22 protein-coding genes are annotated in these 22,071 nt (G+C 47.6%); 13 read left to right on the plus strand and 9 right to left on the minus strand.

Annotated features, from left to right (window positions below):
- Positions 1-297 precede the first annotated feature (297 nt).
- Positions 298-444, plus strand: coding sequence for a hypothetical protein (locus tag V5T57_RS12320; protein WP_332891522.1), 147 nt, complete (start codon positions 298-300; stop codon positions 442-444).
- A gap of 330 nt (positions 445-774) precedes the next feature.
- Positions 775-1,464 (plus strand): glycosyltransferase family 2 protein, encoded by a 690-nt coding sequence (locus V5T57_RS12325; protein WP_332891523.1) that lies wholly within the window; start codon positions 775-777, stop codon positions 1,462-1,464.
- A gap of 25 nt (positions 1,465-1,489) precedes the next feature.
- Here the strand turns inward: V5T57_RS12325 and V5T57_RS20950 are convergent, their stop codons facing one another.
- From V5T57_RS20950 to V5T57_RS12340, 5 genes are all read right to left on the minus strand, one after another.
- Positions 1,490-1,678: a zf-HC2 domain-containing protein gene (locus tag V5T57_RS20950; protein WP_442918207.1), complete on the minus strand. Its 189-nt coding sequence runs from the start codon at positions 1,676-1,678 to the stop codon at positions 1,490-1,492.
- Positions 1,672-1,827 carry a hypothetical protein gene (locus V5T57_RS20955; protein ID WP_442918208.1) on the minus strand — a complete coding sequence of 52 codons (156 nt, stop codon included), beginning with the start codon at positions 1,825-1,827 and terminating at the stop codon, positions 1,672-1,674. Before V5T57_RS20955 ends, V5T57_RS20950 begins: the two co-directional genes overlap by 7 nt.
- Positions 1,824-2,273 carry a sigma-70 family RNA polymerase sigma factor gene (locus V5T57_RS12330; protein ID WP_332891524.1) on the minus strand — a complete coding sequence of 150 codons (450 nt, stop codon included), beginning with the start codon at positions 2,271-2,273 and terminating at the stop codon, positions 1,824-1,826. The genes V5T57_RS20955 and V5T57_RS12330 overlap by 4 nt, the downstream gene beginning before the upstream one ends.
- 112 nt (positions 2,274-2,385) lie before the next feature.
- Positions 2,386-2,925, minus strand: coding sequence for a cytochrome P460 family protein (locus V5T57_RS12335; RefSeq protein ID WP_332891525.1), 540 nt, complete (start codon positions 2,923-2,925; stop codon positions 2,386-2,388).
- Positions 2,926-2,961: 36 nt separating this feature from the next.
- On the minus strand, positions 2,962-3,807 hold the full coding sequence (locus tag V5T57_RS12340) for an alpha/beta fold hydrolase (protein WP_332891526.1): 846 nt from the start codon (positions 3,805-3,807) through the stop codon (positions 2,962-2,964).
- A 453-nt stretch (positions 3,808-4,260) separates the two neighbouring features.
- Between V5T57_RS12340 and V5T57_RS12345 the strand changes: the two genes are divergently transcribed.
- From V5T57_RS12345 to V5T57_RS12365, 5 genes are all read left to right on the plus strand, one after another.
- Entirely contained in the window at positions 4,261-5,232 is a 972-nt protein-coding gene (locus V5T57_RS12345; protein WP_332891527.1) for a cytochrome-c peroxidase, read from the plus strand.
- Complete coding sequence (locus V5T57_RS12350; protein ID WP_332891528.1) at positions 5,229-7,406, plus strand: DAHL domain-containing protein; 2,178 nt, start codon at positions 5,229-5,231, stop codon at positions 7,404-7,406. Before V5T57_RS12345 ends, V5T57_RS12350 begins: the two co-directional genes overlap by 4 nt.
- A 617-nt stretch (positions 7,407-8,023) precedes the next feature.
- Complete coding sequence (locus tag V5T57_RS12355) at positions 8,024-8,248, plus strand: hypothetical protein (protein WP_332891529.1); 225 nt, start codon at positions 8,024-8,026, stop codon at positions 8,246-8,248.
- Positions 8,249-8,899: 651 nt separating this feature from the next.
- On the plus strand, positions 8,900-9,610 hold the full coding sequence (locus V5T57_RS12360; protein WP_332891530.1) for a response regulator: 711 nt from the start codon (positions 8,900-8,902) through the stop codon (positions 9,608-9,610).
- Positions 9,607-11,499: an ATP-binding protein gene (locus V5T57_RS12365; RefSeq protein ID WP_332891531.1), complete on the plus strand. Its 1,893-nt coding sequence runs from the start codon at positions 9,607-9,609 to the stop codon at positions 11,497-11,499. Before V5T57_RS12360 ends, V5T57_RS12365 begins: the two co-directional genes overlap by 4 nt.
- Before the next feature lie 57 nt (positions 11,500-11,556).
- Here the strand turns inward: V5T57_RS12365 and tviB are convergent, their stop codons facing one another.
- Positions 11,557-12,828, minus strand: coding sequence for a Vi polysaccharide biosynthesis UDP-N-acetylglucosamine C-6 dehydrogenase TviB (gene tviB, locus V5T57_RS12370; RefSeq protein ID WP_332891532.1), 1,272 nt, complete (start codon positions 12,826-12,828; stop codon positions 11,557-11,559).
- 263 nt (positions 12,829-13,091) lie between these two features.
- On the opposite strand from tviB, the gene V5T57_RS12375 reads away from it, so the two are divergent.
- From V5T57_RS12375 to moaA, 5 genes are all read left to right on the plus strand, one after another.
- Positions 13,092-14,081 carry a Gfo/Idh/MocA family protein gene (locus V5T57_RS12375; RefSeq protein ID WP_332891533.1) on the plus strand — a complete coding sequence of 330 codons (990 nt, stop codon included), beginning with the start codon at positions 13,092-13,094 and terminating at the stop codon, positions 14,079-14,081.
- A gap of 204 nt (positions 14,082-14,285) precedes the next feature.
- Positions 14,286-15,368, plus strand: coding sequence for a molybdenum cofactor biosynthesis protein MoaE (locus tag V5T57_RS12380; protein ID WP_332891534.1), 1,083 nt, complete (start codon positions 14,286-14,288; stop codon positions 15,366-15,368).
- Between the two features lie 20 nt (positions 15,369-15,388).
- Positions 15,389-16,594, plus strand: a complete 1,206-nt coding sequence (gene moeA, locus V5T57_RS12385) for a molybdopterin molybdotransferase MoeA (RefSeq protein ID WP_332891535.1) — start codon at positions 15,389-15,391, stop codon at positions 16,592-16,594.
- A gap of 9 nt (positions 16,595-16,603) precedes the next feature.
- Positions 16,604-17,089 (plus strand): cyclic pyranopterin monophosphate synthase MoaC, encoded by a 486-nt coding sequence (gene moaC / locus V5T57_RS12390; RefSeq protein ID WP_332891536.1) that lies wholly within the window; start codon positions 16,604-16,606, stop codon positions 17,087-17,089.
- An 11-nt stretch (positions 17,090-17,100) separates the two neighbouring features.
- Positions 17,101-18,081 carry a GTP 3',8-cyclase MoaA gene (gene moaA / locus V5T57_RS12395; RefSeq protein WP_332891537.1) on the plus strand — a complete coding sequence of 327 codons (981 nt, stop codon included), beginning with the start codon at positions 17,101-17,103 and terminating at the stop codon, positions 18,079-18,081.
- Between the two features lie 3 nt (positions 18,082-18,084).
- Here moaA and V5T57_RS12400 read toward each other — a convergent pair whose 3' ends face one another.
- Both V5T57_RS12400 and V5T57_RS12405 read right to left on the minus strand, forming a co-directional pair.
- A complete protein-coding gene (locus V5T57_RS12400) occupies positions 18,085-18,837 on the minus strand; it encodes a HesA/MoeB/ThiF family protein (RefSeq protein WP_332891538.1) in 753 nt (250 codons plus the stop codon).
- A 135-nt stretch (positions 18,838-18,972) separates the two neighbouring features.
- On the minus strand, positions 18,973-19,635 hold the full coding sequence (locus V5T57_RS12405) for a LexA family protein (RefSeq protein ID WP_332891539.1): 663 nt from the start codon (positions 19,633-19,635) through the stop codon (positions 18,973-18,975).
- Positions 19,636-20,946: 1,311 nt separating this feature from the next.
- Between V5T57_RS12405 and V5T57_RS12410 the strand changes: the two genes are divergently transcribed.
- The gene (locus V5T57_RS12410; RefSeq protein WP_332891540.1) at positions 20,947-21,498 is read left to right on the plus strand and encodes a class I SAM-dependent methyltransferase; all 552 of its coding nucleotides are present in this window, start codon (positions 20,947-20,949) and stop codon (positions 21,496-21,498) included.
- Between the two features lie 110 nt (positions 21,499-21,608).
- Here the strand turns inward: V5T57_RS12410 and V5T57_RS20960 are convergent, their stop codons facing one another.
- Positions 21,609-21,992 (minus strand): ArsR/SmtB family transcription factor, encoded by a 384-nt coding sequence (locus tag V5T57_RS20960; protein ID WP_442918210.1) that lies wholly within the window; start codon positions 21,990-21,992, stop codon positions 21,609-21,611.
- Between the last annotated feature and the right edge of the window lie 79 nt (positions 21,993-22,071).

Consider the following 22,071-nt stretch of genomic DNA (forward strand, 5'->3'; position numbering starts at 1 on the left):
ATGATCGCCATAGCGCTTAGTGGGGTGATATGCCGTAGGGTTGATCATGCTTTGCTCGGTTGATGGTCTCTCCCTTATCTTTATACAGATTACGGCATTCGGTGCTTGGGGACCAAACAGCCGCACACTGTCAAAGCACACAGAGGGGATGGTAAAACAGACAAGCAACCATGTTGGTTGGCTCTCTTAACCCGTGAGTGGGCAATTTTTAAACCGCTAAAAGTGGTGTGACAAGCTGAGGCACTTAAGGCTTATGTGGGGCAGGGTGATATCTTAAACCCTTTAATTAAGACAAAGATGCCATATGATTACATAGCCCCAAAGTTTGGGCATGAGGCATTGAGTTTGCAAGATGTCTCTATTACGGATGTAAAGGGAGGCTTTTTAGATCCTGATGGCGTGGTGGCTTGTCGTGCGGTGCAGAAGATCGATGGCTTGGTTTAACTGTTGAATATTAATGCCATTACATGCCATATGGGTGGCATATAAACCGTGTTATCTTAAGCTTGTTTTTTTAAGTGTATAGATGTTTAAGTTTTTAAAAAGCAGTGAGATATTAACAGAGTAAACTAAGTTATCGTGTTCTGGGTTTGTGTGGTTTGAACGGTGCTTATTGCCGTAGGTCGTATGCTGACGAGAATAATCAGATACCCTCATAATACGGATAGGGGTTGATATTTATCCCTCTCTAATTATGATGCAGATGTTGCTTCATCATCGGTCTGTTTTTAAGCAGCCGAAATGTATGGTTTATGCAAAAAGTGAAGGTTATTTATGAAATTGTCGATCATCGTTCCTTGCTATAATGAAGAAGCAACCATTCTGGAACTCATTCAAGCGGTGCGCCAAGCTGAGTATCCGGATAAAGAGATTATCGTGGTTGATGATGCTTCGACAGACTCAACACGTGCCATCCTTAAAGAAGCGGTTGCGCCTATTGTGGATCAAATTTTTTATCATGAGGTCAACCAAGGTAAAGGTGCTGCATTAAGAACCGGTTTTAAAGCCGCCACGGGTGATATGGTGATTGTGCAAGATGCCGATCTGGAATATGACCCCCAAGAGTATGGATTGCTGGCCAAACCGATTCTCGATGGTAAAGCAGATGTGGTTTATGGCTCCCGGTTTATGGGGGGGCAGGCCCATCGGGTGGTCTATTATTGGCACCGTGTAGGCAATGGTTTTTTAACCTTTTTATCCAATATGTTCACAAACTTGAACCTCACCGATATGGAAACCTGCTTTAAGATGTTTCGCAGGGAAATTATCCAGTCGATTGATATTGAAGAGAACCGGTTTGGTTTTGAACCAGAGGTGACGGCGAAGTTGGCTAAAACCCACTGCCGTATTTATGAAGTGGGTATCTCTTACTACGGCCGAACCTACGCTGAAGGTAAGAAGATTGGTTGGAAAGATGGTTTTAGGGCTATTTACTGTATTGTAAAATATAACCTGTTTAAGTGATTCTTGAGCTGTATGGTCCGAGTAGCTAGCCCGTTAAGTTTTTGCCTTGCCGTATTCGTGTATGAATCTGTTGAAGGGTGCTTAGTTGCTGACCAAAGTTGGTACAGCCGCGACACATCCAAAGGTGCACCTTTAGGTTGAGTTTTTCCCAACCCGACAGTGGCCGATCTTGCTTTTCGGACAGGAGTTGCGTTGTTGCTTTGCAGCTTAGCATGATGCTCTCTCCCCGCTGAACCAGCTTTCATCCAGGCAGCCACGTAATTTGACACGTGCGCGGTGCAGAACTACGTAACAATGGTTGGTGTTTAATCCTGTTTGCTGACAGATTTCATGGACATCCAGATCTAAAAACTCACGCATCATAAATACTCTGGAGGTATGGGGGGCAGGTTGTCTAAACAGGCGTTTAAGGCAGACCAAAACTGCTGTTGCTCCAAGCTCTCTTCCGGATTATGCCAGTGTTGTGGTTGGGTCTCTTCTCTCCAGTTGTTGGATGGGGTGAAATGTGCATTAAAATCAGCATCTAAAGCCTCCCCTTCCTTGGTTAATTCAGAAAATTGAATCTCCCTTTTTTTGCGGCGTAGTTGGTCACAAATTTTGTTTCTAAGAATACTGAACATCCATGTTTTAAGGGTTGCCTGGCCTGCGAAGCTGTGTTGATTGGCCAGTGCAGCAGATATGGCTTCCTGAACGATATCCTCCGCCAGGGTAGGGTCGTGTAGTTGCAGCAGGGTAAACCTCAGCATATCTTGATGAAAGGCACCCATTTGTTGTGCTTGATGCATCTCTTCTGTTGTTTGCTTTGCCACCATGCCACCTTTACAAAGGGTGTTGTACCCTATAAATAGACCCACCTTTATAAAGGTGGCATGTGCCTATAGAAAATACCACCTTCATCCATGCATGATGCTTAGACTCTGGTTAATCGCGGGTAAAAATCATGTCATCCCCCGCACCTTTATGGCAGGCAATGCACCCTTTATCAGACCCTTTGGCAATACGTCCGGCCAGCTTCATACCGGCCGGGTTTAGGTGTAGGGAGCCGTTGGGTTTAAATTTAGCCCAAAACCAATTTTTATGGTCTGTGTCATAGCCTTTTTCCCGCTTAAACATCACGGTGACGGCACCTAGATATTTGGCGCGGTTATCTTTAACGGCATCCATATCCACACCAGATGGTCCATAGTTTCTTTTAACAATCGCACGACCGGTATATCCGTTGATGGTGACCGTAGCATCCATGGTTTCTAAAATCGCACCATGCGGCTCCATGCCATCATATGGAGAGCCGTTAATCATCTCTTTGCCGACTAAGCGGTTCTGTTCCAAAGCCATCCATAAATCTTTTGCGTACTGAACGCTATCAGGTCCTGCAAAAGCTTTTTGATCTCCAGCTTGTGCCAATGAGGTCAGGCCAATAAAGCCTATGGCCAGTAGTGTGTGAGTCACTGTTTTTTTCATGAGATTAGCTCCTTGTAAGCACACCATTAAACAAGCTCAAGGCTTGGTTAGTGGCACTGTTTGCATTAAGCGCTCGTTTAAAAAGTCATGTAGATGTTTGGTGTCTGCTTGAGTGGGCACTCGGTTTAGTGTTTGCCAAACCGGTTGTGTTAACTGTTTCAGGAGTGCATAGGTGTCTAACCGGGAATCATCATTGTAATAAGAGAAAAAACTACTGGCCTGAACAGAGGCCTGTTGGCAGTGGAAAAAGCCAATATTCTGAACCAGGTGTTTGTGTTTTCCATCCATATTGAGTTTGATAATTCGGCCAAGTTGAGGAAACAGAGCTTGATTGTGTTGCTGTTTATAGCGGTCGGCTTGTTGATCAAGGTTCCAACGTAAGGGGTTAATCAACAGTAACCCGGCTATAAGCTTAGGTTGTTGAGTCGTTGCGAGCCTTGTGACTTGATTGGCCCCTCGACCAATGCCACCCAGGTAGATGTGACGTACACCTTGCTGTGTAAGCCATTGTATCCATCGTTGTAGCTGGGGTAAGGCATCTAAATGGTGGTGTTTATGTGTGTCCTGACATGGCGCAAGTCCTGTGCGATCTGGATCATTCAAGCGCAAATTGATACGCAGCACAGCAATGTCTGCTTGCTCTAGCTTCTCTGCCCACATTAAAACCTGTTGATCATGCATGGATCCCAGGGAGTCATGGAGCAGCAGGGCCAGTGCTTTTTTTTGTTCAAACTGTGTTGAAATCATTCCATAAAGAACGTCACCATCTCTGTGAAGTTTTATAGGGGTTTGAGTCCACCCCAAAGTGGTGTGAAAAAGTGTAAGGCTCAACACGATGGAAACAAGGTAGGGGAGAGATCGGTGTTGATCAGTATGCCGCATGGATATCCTCCCGTGTAACAGGACTATTTTTAATGAGTGATGATGCTCTTGTGAAATCGGTAAGGGCCTTTATTGTTTAGTCGTGATACATCCTGGTTTCTTACACAAACATGAAAAAAAAATTCTCATTTCGTTTCTTGGGTCTGTTGATGACCGTAAAGAATGAAAGAAAATGTAAGTAAATAGTTGTAAGTGTATGAATTTAAAGGGTGTGTGTTTAGTGGTGGCGTGTGAAGGTAGGGTTTCTCTTTTAGGGGGGCAATAGGATGGATGTCTGTGAAAAGGCTCAGCCAGCCTCTCTTATCTATGATTGGTAATCCTATTGAAAAGTAGGAAAGGTTGGAAAAAAGTGAAACCTAAAGCATGGCATGACTCCCTACTGGGATTTATAAAGCAGTTTGCGTATAATTTAATATTCACCTCTTTTCTTCGCTGTCAGTTAAAAGGGTTTATATGACGCATCTTATCCCAAAGATCGTGATCCTCTTCGTTTTGTTCCTCGGGACAACGGCACACGCAACTCCTTTGGTGCATGAGCCCATTCGGCCAATCCCCTTACACATGGGTGCGTTAGATCCGGAAATGGTGGCCTTGGGGGAACGGCTGTTTCATGACACCCGACTCTCCAAAGATGGCACCTTAAGTTGTGCATCCTGCCACCCTGTGGATGATGGGGGCATGGATGGAACGCAGGTATCTGTGGGGATAAACGGACAAAAAGGGGGGATTAATGCCCCGACTGTGCTCAACGCAGGGTACAACCTTGCGCAGTTTTGGGATGGACGGGCGGCTTCGTTAGAGGCGCAGGCCGTTGGTCCAGTGACTAACCCCATTGAGATGGGGGCAAGTTGGGAAGGGGTCTTCAAGCGTTTGGGCCAAGATAAAGCATTGGTCAAAACGTTCCGGGTCCTTTTTCCCAAACAGGGCATGACCAAAGCGTCCATCGCACAGGCTATTGCAACCTATGAGCGCACGCTGATTACCCCAAATGCTCCTTTTGACCAGTATCTTAGGGGAGATAAGAATGCGGTGACGCAAGATGTAAAAGAGGGGTATCAACTCTTCAAATCTTACGGTTGTGTGGCCTGCCATCAGGGCATTAATGTCGGTGGTAATATGTACCAGACCTTTGGCCTGTTTGGTGACTATTTTAAAACCCGTGATTTTCCTGTCTCAGTAAGCGATTTTGGGCGGTTTAATGTCACCGGGCAGGAAGAAGATCGCTATGCCTTTAAGGTGCCTTCATTACGTAACATAGGCTTAACAGCGCCCTATTTTCATGATGGCACGGTTAACTCCCTTGATCTGGCGGTACAGATCATGGCGCGTTACCAGTTGGGGCGTAGGCTCAATGAGGATCAAGTGCTCAAAATTGTCGCTTTTTTACATAGCTTGACAGGCACACAGCCGGAGGCACCTCAATGAGATTTTCCTCCAGCGGAGTATGGTTGGCCATCATGGTGGTGGCTGCTGGGGTGATTGTTATGATCACCATGCTGACCTTTACCCGGCAAATTGACCAGTCACAGCACCGTGCACTACAAAGTCGTTTACAGCAGCTGTATCGGTTGGATGCATCTATGGATCAGTCCTTAGGCTTGATCCAGCATGGCTTGCTTAATCATTACGATGAACTGGCGCAAATTACGCAGCAGGTGCAGAAGCACTTAGAGATGTTAAATCCCAGTTTGGCGCGCAGTGGGTTGAGCCAAAGTGATGAAATGAATGCGCTGTATCTGACGCTTAAAAAAAGCTGGCAGGATAAAATATGGATGGTGGAGCGGTTTAAATCGGATCAGGCCGTGCTACGGAACTCCTTACAATTTTTTCCGCAGGCGCTGATGGAGATATCCAATCAGTTGGAAAAAAACCGTTTGGAACATACAGGGTTTAAAAATGATGAAGCCACGGTTTTGGTTAAGTCTTTAACCCAGTTATTGCGTTATATCTTGATCGGAAGTCGTGCAAACCAAGAAAAAGATGTGCAATCGCTCGATCAGGAAAATGCCTTGATCACCAATCTTTTAAAAGGGCATGAATCTCCACTATCACAGCGTATTCAAAATTTAATGGAGCATGGGCGGTTAATTAAAAAGTATCAAGCGCGGGTGGACCGTTGGAGTATTGATGCGGTACGACAGCCCACAGAGCGACAGTTGGACCACTTGGCAGAGAGTTACTATGTCTCTTTTGAGGGCGATTTACGCCGGGCGGATCAATTGCGACTATGGATGTACTTGCTCACGGTGGTTCTATTGGGTGTGGGTGCATTGGTGGTGCGTAAGGCGATGTTGCTGCGTCAAGCCCACTCTCAGCAAGAGGCTTTGGTGGCACAACGTACCACAGAGCTGCGGCGGGAGCTTTTGGAAAGGCGTAAAGCGGAGGAGCGTTTTCGTTCGGTAGCTGAATCCGCTGGTGATGCCATTTTAGCCGTCGACCGTAATGGACGGATCTCCTTTTGGAACCGAAGTGCGGCTTCCATTTTTGGTTATAAGTTCAGTGAGGTTAAAGGGCGAAGTCTGGAGATGTTGATCCCTGAACATCAACAGGACTTTTATCACCGTTTTCTGGCGGAAGACCTAACCTATGAGACGCTTGTTAATCCTCATGATGTCCAGTTATTGGAAGCGCTAAAATCGGATGGAAGCGCATTTCCTGTGGAGGCCTCTCTGGCGAGCTGGAAAACGGGTGGTAAGCGCTCTTTTACCTTGGTTATTCGTGATATTACCGAGCGTAAAGCTATGGAAAACGAGCTCCATGCCACATTGAACTCGTTGGATGCCAAAGTTGCGGAACGTACCGCTGAGCTGCAAAACCGGATGGATGAGCTTAACCGAACACGTGATCAATTGGTCAGTAGTGAAAAAATGGCTTCTATCGGTCGTTTGGCGGCAGGTGTGGCCCATGAGATCAATACACCGATTGGTATTGCGGTTGGTGCGGCATCTCAAAATCGTGAAACGGCTGAACGTATTTTGACCATGTTGGAGCAAGAAGAGGTGGATGAAGCGCTCTTGGTCAAGGAACTCGAGAGTGTTGATGAGCTGGCAAACTTGATTACCGGTAGTATGGATAAAGCCGCTAAGCTGATCCGTGCCCTGCGCCGCTTTACGCATGCTTCTTCAGACCAGGGGCGTGAACACTTTGACATGGTGCAGACACTCCATGGTGTGGTTGAGCCTTTTTTACCTTCCTTAGAGCAACAGGGGGTCGAGCTGCGTTTGGAGATGCCTGATAAGCTGGAGGTGGTGAGCCGTAAAGATCTGGTGCAGGAAATTTTTACAGATCTACTCAGCAACAGTCTGGTTCATGGCTTCTCTGAGCAGCAGGGGGGGGTGGTGGAAATCCAAATTTCCTATAGGGATGGGGCTGTGCATCTCTGTTATAGGGATGATGGCGTGGGTATTGAAAAAGAGGTCCAGAACCATATCTTTGAACCCTTCTTTACAACGCGTCATCCTGAGGGCCGTTATGGGTTGGGGCTCTATTTTATACAGACCTTAGTGCAGGGACAGTTGCAGGGCCATATCCAATGTCACAGTACGCCAGGGGATGGCGTCATGTTTGACTTCTACTGGCCGTGTGATGAGCTTGCATAAGCGTTCTCGCGCATCCATCAAAAAAGCCCCCCAAAGCCTAAGTTTTGGGGGGCTTTTTTAATCTGCATTGCATTTTGCAATGCATGGGTCTAAATCCTGCCGGTATGTGTAAAAAATATGGCATACAAGAGAGGGGGCGGGGCTGAAACGGGTTAATATTTTCCTTATGGTGCACAGTTAATGTGAATTGAGTTCGAAAAAGAGCGACTTTTTGTTCAGAACTTCGACCTACTATGTAAAGGGTGTAAGTATCTGAGTTGGTGAAATCAGGTATCTATTGTTTCTCTGTATATGTATGTAAAGTCACAGATAAAACCAAGATAAATGCTGTGGATTTGTCATGTTTATGTAGCTTTTCGACCCATTTATCGAGAACAAAAACGTATGATGTGCTTTTGTTCGAACATTAATGGTATGCTGATTGCATAATAGTGTTGGTAAGCGCGTTGGTTCACCCGCGCTAGGAAGTCATTAAGAAAGGTTTGTATGACAACGTTATCAAGGAACGCACCCACTCTGGGGTGAAGGGGCCTATTGCAAGTAGGTCCCAGGTGCTCAGAGCATGCCGCGGAAGGGGTATGGTTCGGGTCAATGTTTGGCGCCTAGGGAGGCCTATTATGAAGTACGTCGTTGAGTTTTTTGATGGACATGATATCCGAGGCATGTTGGTAGAAAAAAACTTCATGCATGATATTATGGATCGCATCACGCACTGTGACCCTGAAGAGGGCATGATCGTTCTGGATGTGACACCTGAAGAGGTTTGGCGTGATCGTTTTGTGGCGCACCCACCTCATTTTGTGAATACACGAGTGCTACCTGTAGATCGTTTGATGGTGTAAATGTCAGACCTATAGGTTTTTCTTAAAAGATAAATATCCGTCCATTGGGGCATGATATGGTTATCTATGGTTAACCGGTCCACCGTTGAGGTGTGGCCGGTTTTCTGTTTTAAAAGGGTTCGATCCTCGGGGTTTTAAGCAGATACGTTTAAAAAATAGATAAAAACAGCATCGAGCGTCATTGTTAGCTTGCGCCAGCACGGGGAGTGGGTGAGAATGCGCTGCAACAAATCTCTTTCTCTTTTTTGTCATAGCCGTTGGTTATGCGTTTATATCGAGGAGAGATCGCCAGTCGTTCTCCTCTTTAGTTAGCTGGAAAGTGATGAAGAGAAATACTGGAATTCATAGAGATACACGTTTTCCCAAAACTCCTTCTCCCGGGTTGAAATTTTTATAGGAGAGGAGTGAGAGGTATGGGGTATGGAACTCACAAGAGTATACCATCATCGCTCCACCCACTCTCGGCATGAAGGGACTTCCCCTTGGCCATGCCTACTTCCCATGATCTTAGAAATATGTCCAATAAGTACATACCATAACGTTGCGAAACACAGCGACTTGTTGTGGATGGTAAAAGCAGCTTAAAATAGACCACAACCTAAGTGACACAGAGTTTTTCTGTGTCAGCCATTGTCTGTTAACGGAGCGGTTATGTCTGTCAACATTCTCATTGTCGAAGACGAGCGGGACCTGGCCAACACGCTGGAATATAGCCTTAAACAGGAAGGGTTTAATGCACGTGTCGCCCTGACTGGTGAGGAGGGTATGCGTATCGCCACAGTTGAACGCTGGCCAGATCTGGTTCTGTTAGATCTCATGTTACCTGGGGTCTCAGGAATTGAGGTTTGCCGCCGTATGCGTGAGGAGGAAGGTACCCGGACAATGCCGGTTATCATGCTTACCGCACGTGGAGAAGAAATTGATAAGGTAATGGGCTTTGAGGCTGGGGCGGATGATTATGTCGTCAAGCCTTTCAAGGTTAGGGAGCTGGTGCTGCGTATTCGCGCTATTTTACGCCGGGTACAGCCCGAACAAGAAGAGAGTGCATCGCTGGTCACCTTTGGCCGGTTAAAGGTGGATCTGGAAGGGCACCGTGTCTGGGTTGATGAGGAAGAGAGCAACCTTACAGCCATGGAGTTTAAGCTACTTACAACCTTCTTGGCGCGTAAGGGGCGGGTACAAAACCGAGATACCCTGCTGAACGATGTCTGGGGGGTTAATGCCTTTGTGCAAACCCGTACGGTGGATGCACACGTTAAACGATTGCGGGAAAAACTGGGTCCTGCGGGTAAGTATATGGAGACCATTCGGGGTGTCGGATATCGCTTCCGTGATCGGCCTGATGGAGATGAGATGTCGTGACCTTTGGTATTCGCGGCAAGCTGTTTTTAGTCTCTTTTGTCCTGATCCTACTGGTTGGTGCATCGGTAGGCCTGTTGTTGGAACTGGCTTTAGGTAACTGGTTGCAGGCGCAGATCCGTGGGGAGCTGGAAAATTATGCCCGGCTGGGTGTAACCGCAATGGCCGAAGACCGCCCTGACTATTCTATGACAGATCTGGATAGGCTGGCCGACAAGCTTGGGCGTTTGACCCGTGCCCGGGTTACGATTGTTGATATTGATGGTCGGGTCATGGGGGATGCCCGTGTGGCCCTGGCTGCTTTGCCGGGGTTGGATAACCATGGGGATCGTCCAGAAATTCTACAAGCCCATAAAGGGGGGCATGGCGCCTCTATTCGATACTCCAGTACTCTGAAAAAAGAGATGTTCTATGTGGCGCTGCCCTTTCAGTTAAAGGATGGGCAGATGGGGGTTGTGCGAATTGCAAAACCCATGGCACAGCTCAGCCCGATCCGTAATCGCCTGAGAATGATGTTGGGGTTTGCGGCTATTTTGGCTGTTTTGGCCGCGATGGGGGTGAGCGCCCTGGCTGCCCACTACAGTACCCGCCGGTTCCGAAAACTCATGGCTCAGGTGCATGCGATCTCTAGTGAAGCGCTGAGTAGCCCTAATTTAATTGAGTTGCAACCCGGTGATGAATTGGGCTTGTTGGGGGCCTCTTTCCGTAGCATGGCTATGGAGTTGCGCAGAAATGTTTCATCGGTTACGCGAGAGAGACGTTTGCTGCAGGGGGTGTTGCATGGCATGGCGGATGGCCTTTTAGTGGTGGATGATCAAGGTCATGTGGTCATGAGCAACCCCGTTGCTGAGACGTTGCTCGGGGTTGGTGATGAACATGTTGGAGAGTCACTACAACGTATTTTGAGTCGTGAAATTTATGAGCAGCTCACTCAGGTCTTGCAGATGGAGCTCTACATTCCTGGGAGTGTTGAGCTGGTTCTGACCAGTGATGATGAGAGTCGCTATATTCAAGCACAATGGACCCCTATGGATGAAGATCGGGGTTACATTTTGGTTTTTCACGATAATACGATTCTACGTAAACAGGAGCAGATCCGGCGAGATTTTGTGGCCAATGTTTCCCATGAGCTGCGTACACCCATTAGTATTCTGCAAGCCAATGCAGAGACCCTGTTAAATGGTGCACTGCATGATAAAGCCTATGGTGTGCAGTTGGTCACCGCGATCGAACGTCATGCGATCCGCCTATCTCAGATTATTTCCAAACTCTTAGATCTGGCCCGGTTGGAGTCCAACGAACTTATCTTTAAAAATGAACCGGTCAATATTAGCTCCATCGTTAATAACGTTCAGGAGCATATGCGTCCGTTGGCCAAAGAGAAGAACATCACCTTCTGGAGTATGGTTAAGCCTGAAGTGGTTTGCATTGGTGATCGAGAAGCCATTGAAGAGGTCTTAACCAATCTGGTTTCTAATGCGGTGAAGTATATTCCCGAAGGAGAGCAGATCTCTGTTGCCTGCCAAACCTTAGATGGTATCACTCGGATTGAGGTTAGTGACACAGGAACAGGCATTGACCCAAGCCATCATGCACGGGTTTTTGAGCGCTTTTATCGGGTGGATAAAGGGCGGTCGAGAGATATGGGGGGGACAGGCTTAGGGCTGTCCATTGTTAAGCAGATGGTCCGCAAAATGGGTGGGGATGTTGGGTTGGAGTCGGTAGAGCCCCATGGTAGTCGGTTTTGGTTTACTTTGCCTCAAATAGCGGAAGGGCGCACCAGTGAGCGACCATCAACAGGGCACCCCGCTATTTTGGCGGATAGCTCCCCTATGGATTTAGCTGGGCATGAAGTGCAGCAGGATTTTCATGTTGCCCGCTCTGATCGGTGATTTTTTCACAAGATGTGATGCATAAAAAAGCCCCTGTTGATAAACAGGGGCTTTTTTTTAGAGTCGCTGATCACTTTGCTCAGGAGGGTAGAGCGACTTTAGATCATAGAAAACAGATGTTTCCTTACACAGAGCTTTGATCCAGTCAATGCCTGCTTGTTCAAACTGTCGGTGCGGAACCGCCAGCACCACGGCATCATAATCCCCATGTTTTACCTCGGACAGGGTGGTTACCCCGTACTCTTCCTTGGCTTCTTCAGCATTAACCCAGGGATCGTAAATTTCGACTTCAGCCCCATAGTCACTCAGTTCACGGATGATGTCCACGACACGGGTGTTACGCAAGTCTGGGCAGTTCTCTTTGAATGTTAAGCCGAGAATTAAGATGGTTGAACTGGCCACACAGAGATTTTTGCGGGTCATGAGCTTAATGACCTCACTGGCCACATAGGTTCCCATACCATCATTTAGCCGACGACCTGCCAAAATCATTTCGGGATGGTAGCCGATCTCTTGGGCTTTATGGGTCAGATAATAAGGATCAACACCAATGCAGTGCCCACCAACCAAACCGGGGCGGAAGGGGAGAAAGTTCCATTTGGTTCCCGCTGCTTTTAGAACCTCTAGGGTATCAATCTCTAAGCGATTAAAAATCAACGCGAGCTCATTGATTAAGGCAATATTGACATCGCGCTGGGTATTTTCAATCACCTTAGCTGCTTCTGCCACCCGAATACTGGAGGTAAGGTGTGTTCCAGCTTCAATGATGGCACCATAAAGCTGATCAACCCACTGCGCCACTTCAGGTGTGGAGCCGGAGGTTACTTTAATGATGGTTTCAAGCCGGTGTGTTTTATCTCCGGGATTGATGCGTTCTGGACTATAACCGGCAAAGAATTCTGCATTGTAACTTAAACCGGACTGTCGAGCTAAAATAGGAACACAGACTTCTTCAGTTGCCCCAGGGTAAACGGTGGATTCATAAATGACCACATCCCCTTTATTCAGGACCTTCCCGACAGCCTCTGAGGCTGAAATTAAAGGGGAAAGATCTGGGCGCTGATAAATATCAATCGGGGTTGGGACTGTAATAATATAGGTGTTACAGTGCGCAATGTCCTGTAACTCGGCACTGTAGGTTAAGTGCTCAGATTGCGCCAACTCTTCTTGGCTGCACTCTAGCGTGCTGTCTTGCCCATTTTGCAGCTGGGCGACACGCTCTGTACGTATATCAAAACCTACCGTGGGGTATTTTTTTCCAAATGCCACAGCAAGGGGGAGGCCCACATAGCCCAGGCCAATAATGGCAATTTGTGGTGTATGATTCACAGTTCACCTGTTTTTTTTGTTAAAAAACGATACTTTGCGATCTTAATGCCGACCAGATTCATGTTATCCTATTTTCTAGGTAAAATAAGCTGGTCCTGTTGAGAAGGCATACTATGCAGGTTCCAAGCCTACCTGCACCAGTAGAAAAAAGTCTGTTCCAAAAATGTTATAAAAGCATCATTAAGCTGTAAAACCAGTTCGGCATGCTCACAGTAAAAGGTGTATCTCTTTATCTGCTACAGGTCTAAGGAGTGACAGCGATTATGACGATGGGTGTGGGTCTTATCGGTTTTGGTCCTTGGGGTGAGGTGCTCTTAAAAGAGGTCACCGCTCATCCTGCTTTTTCTATGGCTGCTGTACATGATCGCAATACGGCTCATCAGCAGAAGCTACAAGAGATGGGGCAGGCGGATTTATTGTTGGAGAGTGCCCAGGCATTAATTCAACACCCTAAGGTGGATTTAGTCCTGGTGGCCACCCAGGTTAGTGAGCATGCCAATCTGGTTTTTCAGGCTTTAGCTGCTGGTCGGCATGTGTGGGTAGAAAAGCCGATCTGTGAGCACAGAACAGAAGCCAAGGCGATGCGAATACAGGCAAAAAAAGAGCAACGGGTTCTTTTCGTTGATCATACCCAGCTCTACTGTCCTGGTTTTGATCGTGTACGCCAAATGGTGCGGGATGGTGCGTTGGGGCGTGTTCGGCAGGTACGTACTTGGCGGGCAAACTTTGGTCGCTTTGCCAAGGATTCGGATGTCCTGGGTGAGCTGTTATACCATGATATCTACTTGGTTCAGTCCTTATTTCCCAAGGTAGAGTTGCTGCGTCTGTCAAGTTCTGGCAGTGATTTGATGATTCATGGACAATGGGATACCGTGAATGTCTCTGTCATGCTGGCAAACGGCGTCATGGTGGATATGATGGCCAGCCAAACGCACCCAGAAAAATCGCGAAGTATGACTATTTTGGGTGAGAAGGGTGGCTTGGTCTGGGAAGATTCCCCCCATTCAGAGATCCGTGTTTACCGACATCAGGTTGAGCAGCTGGCGCATGGGGATCGTTTGCAGGTTCTTCGGGATAAGGAACCCCTTTGTATCGACCCGCCATCAACACCTTCCCCCATACAGCGGGCCCTTGATCATCTACTTACCTGTATCCAGCGTGGTGAGCAGCCTGATTCAGGCGTGCCAGAAGCTGTTGAGGTCCTAAACTGGATGCGTCGCATACGGGGTACCTGTGCTCATAGTGGCTTTTGATGTTGTATCATGGCATGCAGGTCATCATGGCGCTCTCTTTCTCTAAAAAAGAGACCTCTTTTTGTCTTATATTCAAAACAATCCTTTCCCGGCTAGAGCAGTTCCATTACGCTTGATCCTAATCAGGTGACAACCCCTCGCGAAGGGGTACCATGTGATGCTTATGATGTGGCATAAATCACTGCTTTAACAAGATTGGTCTGTATGGATAAGATACGTATTCAAAAAGAGGACTTTTCTGTCCAAAATGAGGTGGATGCCCTGTTAACCGCCAATCCAAAAATTGGTGGCGTGGTGACCTTTATAGGAACCGTTCGGGATTTTACTTCATCGGATGCCGTTACGGCGCTAGAGCTGGAGCACTATCCTGGAATGACCGAACGGGAGTTGGAGCGTATTGTCGCTGCAGCCCATACCCGTTTCCCTGTTGAAACCATTCAGGTGATTCACCGGGTGGGTTATCTGGAAGTTGGTCAGAATATTGTGTTGGTGGTTGCTGCAGGTTCACACCGTGCAGAAGCGTTTGATGCGTGTCGTTATGTCATAGACCATTTAAAAGTCCGCGCCACTTTATGGAAAAAAGAGATCACCCCTGACGGTGCCCATTGGGTCGAGAGCTGTCCTGGTTGTGAAGCTGCAGCCAGTCAATGGGAAGACCTTAAAAAAGAGACACACCACACCCATGCAGTTGAAGCAATAGCGGAACAAGCACATAGCCATGCTCACCATGGGCACAGCCATGACTCAGGCCATCATCACGCACATGACCATGCACATGATCATCGTGACCATGGTCCAGGGGTTGCCTCCTGGCCAGGTTTGCGGGTGGGGATTATCACACTCTCGGATAGCCGAACCTTGGCCAATGATAAAAGTGGCGATGCTTTGGAAGGGGCTGTGCTGAGCTATGGCGGACGTATGGTCAAACGGCATTTAATGGCGGATGACCAGGAGAAGCTGGCAAGCTGTTTGACCCAATGGGCTGACCATGAGGGTGTTGATGTCATTCTCACCACTGGTGGAACGGGGCCCAGCCCGAGAGATATCACACCGGAAGCCACACGTCAGGTGTGTGACCGGGAGCTTCCAGGGTTTGCTGAGCTTATTCGTATTGCAGGGTTGGAACAGACCCGAAATGCCGTTTTTACCCGTGGTGTTACGGCATATCGTGGTCTTACCTTGGTGGTCAACTTGCCAGGGAGTACCCGTGGAGCTCTACACAGTTTGGAAGCTATTGCTGATCTGGTACCCCATGCCTTGAGAATGGCTGCGGGTGCAGGCCACTAATTCAGTTAGAGGAACGTTGAATGATCCCCTTCGAAGAGGCTAGGGCTCGGGTTCTGGCAAGTATCACCCCCATAACAGCGACTGTTGTCATTCCCGTACACGACGCACTGGGACGGGTGATGGCGAAAGATGTACAAGCTTCTTTTCCCGTGCCCAACCATGATAACTCGGCCATGGATGGGTATGGCATTCGTCATGCGGATCTTAAGGATGAGGGTTCTGTCACCTTGCATGTGTGCGCAGACCTGCCTGCGGGTGACCGAATTACTGACCCTATTCAGTCTGGGCAGGCGGTGCGTATTATGACGGGCGCACCCATACCACCAGGTGTGGATTGTGTGGTTATGCAAGAGGTTGTGGCGCGGGATGGTGATCATGTTGCCATACCCGCTGGGCAAGCTTTGAAACAGAACATTCGCCCTGCTGGTGAAGATATTGCCCAGGGTAGCACCTATTTAAAGCAAGGGGTGCGGTTAACACCGGCCCACTTGGGGTTGCTCACATCCATGGGGCAGGCCAGTGTGGAAGTGATGGTACGGCCACGGGTTGCTGTATTGAGTACGGGCAATGAAGTGGTCCATGCGGGTAACCCCTTACTACCGGGTCAGGTCTACGATAGCAACCGAACAACACTGCTCACAGCCTTGCAAGCGTTGGGTGTGGAGGTCATTGATCTTGGGTTGGTGGGGGATGACCGGGATGCTATCCGATCTGCGCTGGAGCAAGGTGGTCAGCAGGCCGATGCGGTGATCAGCTCCGGGGGTGTTTCGGTTGGGGATTATGATCTGGTAAAAGCGGTACTTAAAGAGCTGGGGCAGATTGATTTTTGGAAAGTTAATATGAAGCCCGGTAAACCCCAAGCCTATGGTGCGCTGGGTGATGCGCGCTTTTTTGGTCTTCCGGGTAACCCTGTTTCTGCCTTAGCGGTCTTTCTTTTGATCGTACGTCCTGCTTTGTTGAAAATGATGGGGATTGAGAGCGATATACCGCCGCTGCTTAAATTACCCCTGAGTGGTGGCGGCTTAAAGAAAAAGAATGGCCGTATGGATTTCCAGCGTGGGGTTATCCAGTATGATGCTGATCGTCCTTCTGTCTGCTCTACTGGACGTCAGGGATCGGGCATTTTATCGAGCATGGCCGCGGCAGACAGTTTTATTATTTTGCCTGCCGAACCTGTTGATTATGCCGATGGTGACCTGGTTACTGTTCAACGCATCGACTACTGAGGATATGTCATGGGAAACTTAACCCATTTTGATGAAAATGGCGCCTCCTGCATGGTGGATGTGACAGAAAAAACGGCGACGGAACGTATTGCCTTAGCCGCGGGTCAAATTAGCATGCGCCCTGAGACGTTGGCCCGTATTCTCCGTAAGGGGTTTGAAAAGGGTGATGTGCTGGAAGTCGCACGCTTAGCAGGGATTATGGCCGCAAAAAAGGTAGATGGACTCATTCCGCTCTGCCATCAAATCAATTTAACCTCTGTCAAAATTGGTTTTGAACCAGATGAAACCAATAACTGTGTTGAGATCCAAGCACGGGTCAAGTGTACGGCACCAACTGGGGTTGAAATGGAGGCGTTAACCGCCGTTAGTGTGGCTGCCCTGACCATTTATGATATGTGTAAGGCCATGGATCGGGAGATGGAGATTGGTGCTGTTCGGCTACTTGAAAAGTCCGGTGGACGTAGTGGCCATTTTATTCGTGATGCTGAGGGTTAAAGGTAAAGATTATGCCGCTGGTGGATCGTTATAACCGCACCATCTCTTATCTACGGGTATCGGTCAGTGAGCAGTGCAACATGCGCTGTAACTACTGCCGCGTGCCTGATCAAGAGACTCAGGTGCGTGACCAGTGGCTTAGTTTTGCTGAGCTGACCCGGTTACTTGGCCGTTTTGCCCATTTAGGGATTGGGCGTTTTCGTCTGACCGGGGGGGAACCCTTGGTCCGTAAAGATCTTTCTCAACTGGTGGAAAACCTTAATCTTCTGCCCGGTATTGAAGAGATCTCGCTCTCGACCAATGGTTTACTGCTACCGCGCTTTGCAAAAGATCTTAAGCGTGCAGGTATTGGCCGTGTCAATATCTCTTTGGATAGTTTAGACCCCCAAGGGTTTCAGAAAATCTGTGGGGATGTGGGCACCCCAGATGAGGTTAAAGCAGGTATTTTAGCGGCTGTAGAGGCTGGGCTGACACCTGTTAAAGTCAACATGGTCGTGATGGGAGGGGTCAATGATCATGAGATCCCTAACATGGTCGCTTTTGCCAGAGAGTATGGGTTGGTTTTGCGTTTTATTGAGACCATGCCCATTGGTGAAGCGGGTCAGCAGGTCATGGGTAGCTATCTATCCAGTGAAGAGATATTAGAGCGGGTAGCTCTGGCCGTTGGTGCGAAGGACCTTATTCCCGTAACGGGCTTTAAAGGGCCTGGACCAGCCCGTTACTACCGTATTGGGGACGCTGAGGTTGGTGTTATTTCAGCGATGTCTCAGCATTTTTGTGAGACCTGTAACCGTATGCGTCTAACCGCAGATGGTCAATTGGTTCTCTGCTTGGGGCAGCATGATCGTGTGGATCTAAAAACACCTCTGCGTCAGGAGGTTAGCGATGAAGAGCTTGATCGTTTGATCTTGGCTGCAGTTGATGCCAAACCCAAAGCACATGATTTTATGGATTCAGCCTCTCCCCATGCCATGACCTCACTGGGGGGGTGAGGGCTAGCCTCCGCAGACCGGGCAGTCTTCGAGTGGGCGCATGCCGATGGTATGAAAACGCCAACTATGTAAGTCCACAAACGTAATTCTGTTAAGGTTCTCTTCTGAAATATCCGCCAGTTGGCGTATGACCTCTGCAGCCTGCATGGTTCCTACCATACCTGCGGCAGGTCCCAGTACCCCAGACCGTGCACACGGTTGTATTTCATCCATCGCCTCTGTTGGTGGGTAGAGACAGCGGTAACAGGGGAGACCTGATCGATACCCCGCAAAGGCTGCAACTTGCCCTTCCCACCCCATGACAGCACCGCTCACCAACTTTTTCTTGTGTATGACGCATAGCTCATTGATGGCATAGCGTGAGGCAAAGTTATCGGTTGCATCCACCACTAAATCAGCCGCTTCTATGGCATCAATCAGAGCTTGGCCCTCTAACCTATGGGGGAGGGGCGTGATCTTAATATCAGGGTTAAGGGCTTTAAGTGTTCGGCTGGCAGAGTGGCTTTTGTTCTCACCGCAAGCGCTGTTTGGGTGAATGATCTGACGTTGCAAGTTGGATAGCTCAACATGGTCGGCATCCGCAATCGTCAGGTGACCGATACCACTGGCTGCCAGATAAAGGGCGGCTGGAGCGCCTAAACCACCTGCGCCTACTATGAGGACATGAGCGTTTAACAGAGCTTGTTGCCCATTACCGCCAAGATCCTTAAGTAGAAAATTGCGCGCATAACGCTGGAGTTGATCATCACTAAACATGGTGTTTCCATTCCTGCTTTATCTACAAAAAAGCCACCATGTGATACACATGGTGGCTTTTCATCAGATACGCACCCTATCAACAACGGTCAGTTGCAAGGCTGTGTTTTTCATATCTGTTCACCCGTTAAAGGGTTACTCGTACTCTTTGTACTTACTGACCACCACACCACAGATTTTGGCTTCATCTTCCATGGGCATAATGGGGTAGCGAGGGTTGACTGGCTTTAGGTAACGACGTCCACCATCGACAGCAAGCTGTTTAAAGGTTACATCATTCTCCATAGGCAAGAAGACAACCACAAATTGATTGTTTTTGGGCTCAGCTTCAGGGTCAACAACAATGATATCGCCTTCAGAGAACTCTGTAGACATTGAGTCGCCCTGAACTTTCAGTGCGAAGGAGCGGTTGCTGGCAAAGTGAGGTACAGGCGCATGACCTAAGGGCGTGTCCGACTCCATAGCCTCTTTGTCTTCAGGCCAGAACTTAGCGTCACTCCATGAGATAACAGGTGCTTGAAGGAAATCCATAGCCCCTGTGTAATAGGGGGAGCCAAGATCAGAAGCTTGATGAGCGCCTCTGGATCCACCTAGTATCATGTCTCCTTCACCTGTTTCCAGCCAAATAGGATTAACCCCACAGGCTAGAGCAATGGCAACGGTGCGGCGTGAAGAACGAGAGCGTCCACACTCTAGTTTGTGAATGGCTGTTTGGCTGATGTCAACACGGTCAGCCAGTTCCTTTTGGGTAAAACCCGCATATTCACGGGCCGTGCGAATTCGATCTTTGAGTGTCATGGCTTTTACTACTGTACTAGAGTTAGTTTTCAAGAGCGTCTGCGAAAGAACACAGTTAAGGTTCAATAGTGTTCGCAGTTCTCAGGTTCTTTGCCTTGAACTACAAGGCGAACAGAGTAGATAAGGCCACTTTTTACGGTGATCGGTGTGGGCTTGCTCAGTTTTTTAAAATACCACACAGCCTGTATGTCTACTCTTCCCATGAAAATCGGTTGTTCTTACGCATCGTCCACAAAAATAAGCTTGGTTCATGTTGTAAGGCATCTCAACCTGATCATGTTGACCCTGTTTGAGAAAAACTAGCAATGCCGCTGCATAAACAGATTATATATAAAAAAGTCTAAAAAAAATAACAAGATAATGTTGCTTTAAGGATTCCATTGAAATTAGGAAGGGGGTGTTCCATTACTGCTATTAAAACATAGCATATATAGATTACACCTTTAGATTATTGCATATCTGGAATTATTGAAACAAAAAAAACGACTTAAAAAGTATTGCAGTAGCTAAGAATCAGAATATATGACTTTGTGTCATTTTTTGTCACAGTAGTCACGGTTTGTAAGTTTTTTTGGTGTCGGGTATCCCTTAACCCCATAGTTCATGCTCACAGGCATATAACCTTGTGTAAGCTCAACCTCTTACGTTCTTCCAAAAAGACTTCGTAATGGTTAAAAAAACAGGATTGTTCACCGAGCAAACAACGACTCTGCTTATTAATGTTCGTCTGCTGCTTATATGGTGAGCTTATGTCAATAATTGAAAGGTCAAGAATGAAGAGAAGTTTTCTTACATAACGTTTGAGCCTGACCGTAAAAAAAAATTCCCAACTTACGGTGTTTGCGCGGACGATGCAAAATGTGCATGGGGGGCGTGGTCTATTTATGCGGTTTGATAAAACAGTGCTAGCTTAAAGTAAAGGCTTGGATATATCTCAGTCTTATCAAACACGCATATGTTGCCTGAAATGACGCTGCCTGTCGAGATAAAAAAACAGAATAATGTTGAAAAAATAATAGCTTTGGAATTATTGCAAGACGATATGTTGGGTTTGGTGGGGTATGAATCGTGCGGGGTATGTCAAAACGTCATAAGATGTAGAAGACTCCTAAATGTAAGTCATTCATGAATGGCTGGTAAGGGCGAAAGGTGCATAAGACGATCTGTATAGGTAAAGGCTGGGTGAAGTAAGGGTAATCATAGGGTGTAGCGAATGACGGTTACTTTTTTACGTAAAGGTTTAGCCTTAGGATTATCCCTGTTTTCTCGTTAGACTAGGTCTATCTTTTTGGATGTGAATAGAGGTGAAGTTTGCAAGAGATATCGGATATTGAGATCTATATTGGTTTTACGGCATTAATAACTGGGTTATTGATCGGTGTTGTTATTGTCTTTTATACGTTGCGTACGGGGGCTCCGCCCATGCCGTCTTCGCCAGTTATGCGACGTACCTTGCGAATGGTGTTGCCCAAAAATCCTCAAGGGGATGTGGTGGAGCTAGGAAGTGGATGGGGGGGGTTGACACAGCAGCTTGGAGAAGCATATCCCAATCATACTATTATAGGTCTTGAACTCTCTCCTCTGCCATGGTTGATCAGTCGCCTTCGCAGTCTGTTAGTGGGGGCCCGTCATGTGCAGTATTTGCGTTGTGATTTTCGCGTACACCCTATCGATCGTGCCGGTTTGATCGTTTGCTATTTAAATCCAGAGGTCATGCAAAAAATTGAGCCTTGGCTATGGCAGGGGGTCGCTAAAGGGAGTTGGATTGTCTGTATTGGGTTTGCTTTGCCAGGGCATCAAGCCATCAAGCAAGTTCATGTTCCAGATATCCATGCCAGTCAAATTTTCCTTTATCAGCGTTAATCGTCCTTATGAGGACAGTGCTCGATAAAGGGCAAAGTGAGTTTTTCAGATGGTTGAGCAAGCTCCACGACCTTTATTCTGTCTGGGCCGTGGTAGTGAGCAGTGGTCTATTAGCTCTTCGTGCGAAGCTCTGCGAGTTTGCGTGTATCGTGAAGAAACCATGCTTCCTGACTAGAAGATGAAAGTAAGCTTTTGATGCATTGGCGTTTCCATTCTGAGAGATTTTGGTTAACAGAATAGTATATCCAGACACCCTGCCGCCGTCGGTCCAGCCAGTTATTTTTATAGAGAGCACCTAAGTGCCGAGAGACCGTGCTTTGTGGGTGTTCCGTCACTGTCATGCATTCATGAACACATATTTCCCCAGCGTGAAGCATAAGCATAAGCAAACGAACCCTTAGGGGCTCGGAGAGTGCCTTGAAGGTTTCTGCAAGGTGAGTTAAAGATGCTGGCATAGTCTCTCTCATAACCTCATTATCCCCCTTTTTATTCATGCTTGTAGCCTGTCTACAAAGTGGTAGTTGTTTTTTCAGGCGTGTGTTGTCAAATCTGCGAGCCTGAGCTTTGCAGTTT

Source organism: Magnetococcus sp. PR-3, assembly GCF_036689865.1.
GTDB lineage: Bacteria > Pseudomonadota > Magnetococcia > Magnetococcales > Magnetococcaceae > Magnetococcus.

Excerpts from the sequence above, each read along its gene's own strand:
- V5T57_RS12335 (WP_332891525.1), bottom strand. The coding sequence starts at position 2,925 with ATGAAAAAAACAGTGACTCACACACTACTGGCCATAGGCTTTATTGGC.
- V5T57_RS12325 (WP_332891523.1), top strand. The coding sequence starts at position 775 with ATGAAATTGTCGATCATCGTTCCTTGCTATAATGAAGAAGCAACCATT.
- V5T57_RS12345 (WP_332891527.1), top strand. The coding sequence starts at position 4,261 with ATGACGCATCTTATCCCAAAGATCGTGATCCTCTTCGTTTTGTTCCTC.
- V5T57_RS12320 (WP_332891522.1), top strand. The coding sequence starts at position 298 with ATGCCATATGATTACATAGCCCCAAAGTTTGGGCATGAGGCATTGAGT.
- V5T57_RS12375 (WP_332891533.1), top strand. The coding sequence starts at position 13,092 with ATGACGATGGGTGTGGGTCTTATCGGTTTTGGTCCTTGGGGTGAGGTG.
- V5T57_RS20955 (WP_442918208.1), bottom strand. The coding sequence starts at position 1,827 with ATGATGCGTGAGTTTTTAGATCTGGATGTCCATGAAATCTGTCAGCAA.
- V5T57_RS12355 (WP_332891529.1), top strand. The coding sequence starts at position 8,024 with ATGAAGTACGTCGTTGAGTTTTTTGATGGACATGATATCCGAGGCATG.
- moeA (WP_332891535.1), top strand. The coding sequence starts at position 15,389 with ATGATCCCCTTCGAAGAGGCTAGGGCTCGGGTTCTGGCAAGTATCACC.
- V5T57_RS12350 (WP_332891528.1), top strand. The coding sequence starts at position 5,229 with ATGAGATTTTCCTCCAGCGGAGTATGGTTGGCCATCATGGTGGTGGCT.
- V5T57_RS12340 (WP_332891526.1), bottom strand. The coding sequence starts at position 3,807 with ATGCGGCATACTGATCAACACCGATCTCTCCCCTACCTTGTTTCCATC.
- V5T57_RS12400 (WP_332891538.1), bottom strand. The coding sequence starts at position 18,837 with ATGTTTAGTGATGATCAACTCCAGCGTTATGCGCGCAATTTTCTACTT.
- moaC (WP_332891536.1), top strand. The coding sequence starts at position 16,604 with ATGGGAAACTTAACCCATTTTGATGAAAATGGCGCCTCCTGCATGGTG.
- V5T57_RS12360 (WP_332891530.1), top strand. The coding sequence starts at position 8,900 with ATGTCTGTCAACATTCTCATTGTCGAAGACGAGCGGGACCTGGCCAAC.
- moaA (WP_332891537.1), top strand. The coding sequence starts at position 17,101 with ATGCCGCTGGTGGATCGTTATAACCGCACCATCTCTTATCTACGGGTA.
- V5T57_RS12380 (WP_332891534.1), top strand. The coding sequence starts at position 14,286 with ATGGATAAGATACGTATTCAAAAAGAGGACTTTTCTGTCCAAAATGAG.
- V5T57_RS20950 (WP_442918207.1), bottom strand. The coding sequence starts at position 1,678 with ATGCTAAGCTGCAAAGCAACAACGCAACTCCTGTCCGAAAAGCAAGAT.
- V5T57_RS20960 (WP_442918210.1), bottom strand. The coding sequence starts at position 21,992 with ATGAATAAAAAGGGGGATAATGAGGTTATGAGAGAGACTATGCCAGCA.
- V5T57_RS12405 (WP_332891539.1), bottom strand. The coding sequence starts at position 19,635 with ATGACACTCAAAGATCGAATTCGCACGGCCCGTGAATATGCGGGTTTT.